The sequence below is a fragment of the Clostridium coskatii genome (assembly GCF_001675205.1).
In the GTDB taxonomy this organism is placed as follows: domain Bacteria; phylum Bacillota; class Clostridia; order Clostridiales; family Clostridiaceae; genus Clostridium_B; species Clostridium_B ljungdahlii.
In genome coordinates this window covers 1-1,897 of sequence record NZ_LROR01000092.1, presented here as the reverse complement: position 1 = coordinate 1,897, position 1,897 = coordinate 1, and the positions used below count along the sequence as shown (strand labels likewise).

1 protein-coding gene is annotated in these 1,897 nt (G+C 35.7%); it reads left to right on the top strand.

The genetic code is table 11. From position 1 onward, the window contains the following. Window positions 1-221 precede the first annotated feature (221 nt). Entirely contained in the window at window positions 222-1,715 is a 1,494-nt protein-coding gene (locus CLCOS_RS22895) for a hypothetical protein (RefSeq protein ID WP_063600730.1), read from the top strand. Window positions 1,716-1,897: the final 182 nt, after the last annotated feature.

Genomic DNA, 1,897 nt, shown 5'->3' with positions numbered 1-1,897 from the left:
GTACGCTCTCGAAAACTCAGAGAGCTTGATTTTTATATAGTATAAGGTTCAGCATCTCTGCTTCACCCCTAATATTTAAGCTAAATTAATATCATATTTTCCAATAAACTTATTACCAGTAGCATCCTAATCTAGAAAACATTTCGTTTGATAGAACCCCTCTTTTTATGAGTAAAATTGTATTGTGATTTTAAAATACTATTTCCCCAAGGAGGTTAATTATGTTACGAAATTGGATTCCTCATTTAGAATATCAAGAACAGCTATATCTTAAAATGCTTCTTCACTATGAAATGCAAAAAAGCAGGCTGGTTGCACTTGATAAGAGTATTTCAAAACTCTATCTTCTCAACCTTGATAGCCTGCTCCCTGTAATCAAGCCTTTATATTCTGATTTAGGCCGCCCCGCCAAAAATCAGCAAGGTATAATACGATCTCTCGTATTAATGCTTGATCAACAGGAACATTCTATCACAAATTGGGCTAAAAAAATAGCTTTTGATCCTTTGATTCTTGATATATGTGGTTTTGAAGATGGTGTCCCATCTGCATCCTCATATTATGACTTTTTAGTACGTTTATGGATTTTAGATCATAAACTTCACGTTGAGCGTAAACTTAAGGTTAAAAGTTTCTCATCCAAGCCTAGGAAAAAACTCAAAGCTGGAGAGAAACAACCTCCTAAGCATTCTGGAACTGTTAAAAAACTTGTTGATAAGGCTTTGGGCGGTAAGCTTAGAAATTTCTGTCCTGAAACCATTTTTCAAAAATTTATTGCTCGATGTGTTGTTGATACCTCTTCTAATATGGGCATCCTTGGAGATATCAATAACTTATCCGTTGCCTTTGATGGTTCACCTTTCTATTCTGGTGCCAGCCATTATGGAGTCAAAGTTTGTGACTGCAAATCTAAAGGCATATATAACTGCCATTGTCCCAGACGATATTCAGATCCTGATGCACGTTGGGGATGGGATAGTTATAGAGAGCAGTGGTTCTTTGGAAATACTCTCTTTAACGTAACTGCTTCCGATAGTCCCTATGATCTTCCAATCTACATTAAGATGGTACAGGCTAGTCGCCATGACAGCATCACTACAGTTTTTGCACTTGAAAGTATTCACAATCTTTATCCTGACCTTCACTTTAAAAACTTTATTGCTGACGGAGCCATGGATAACTATCCTACTTATGAGCTGCTTAAACGCTATGATATTCTGCCTTTTATTTCGTTAGATTCTAGAACCAAAGCAAAATTTGATTATCCCCATCCTGATATACTTTGTTTTGATGGTAATGGAAATCCTATCTGCATGGGTGGAATCCCTTTTGCCAATTGGGGGTATTCAAAACCTAAGGGAATCAAATACCGTTGTTATTTTGCAGTAAAAGGCTTAGAACCTCCTGCAGAGTGTAAATGCTCTAACAGTAAATATGGTAAAGTTATTCACATTAAACCTGACTATGATCCGAGGATGTTTCCTCCTGTACCCCGTAGTTCTGAAAAATTTAAAGATAAATTTAAAACCAGAACTTCTGTTGAACGCTCAAACAAACGAATGTTTAATGATTATGACATTGAAGAATACAAATCTCGAAGTGCTATGCTGCGTATGGCTTTAGCAACTTTTTCTGTAATCAATATACATTTAGATGCTTGGATAAAGCATACCGGCTTTAGCTTTGGCAATCTTATACAAAGTAAGACTGCATAGAACACTTATTGAATATTTTGGCAAGCCTAAACCTTAGGCTTTTTTGTCACACTCTTTTTTATATCCTTTATCCCGTAACAATATATGCTTTTCAAAGTACGCCAATAGTTTTCCAGTTACTTCTAAGTAGTTGCTTAATTAAATATCTTTTCAGAATTTCCATCTACTTTTCGAGTGTCTTC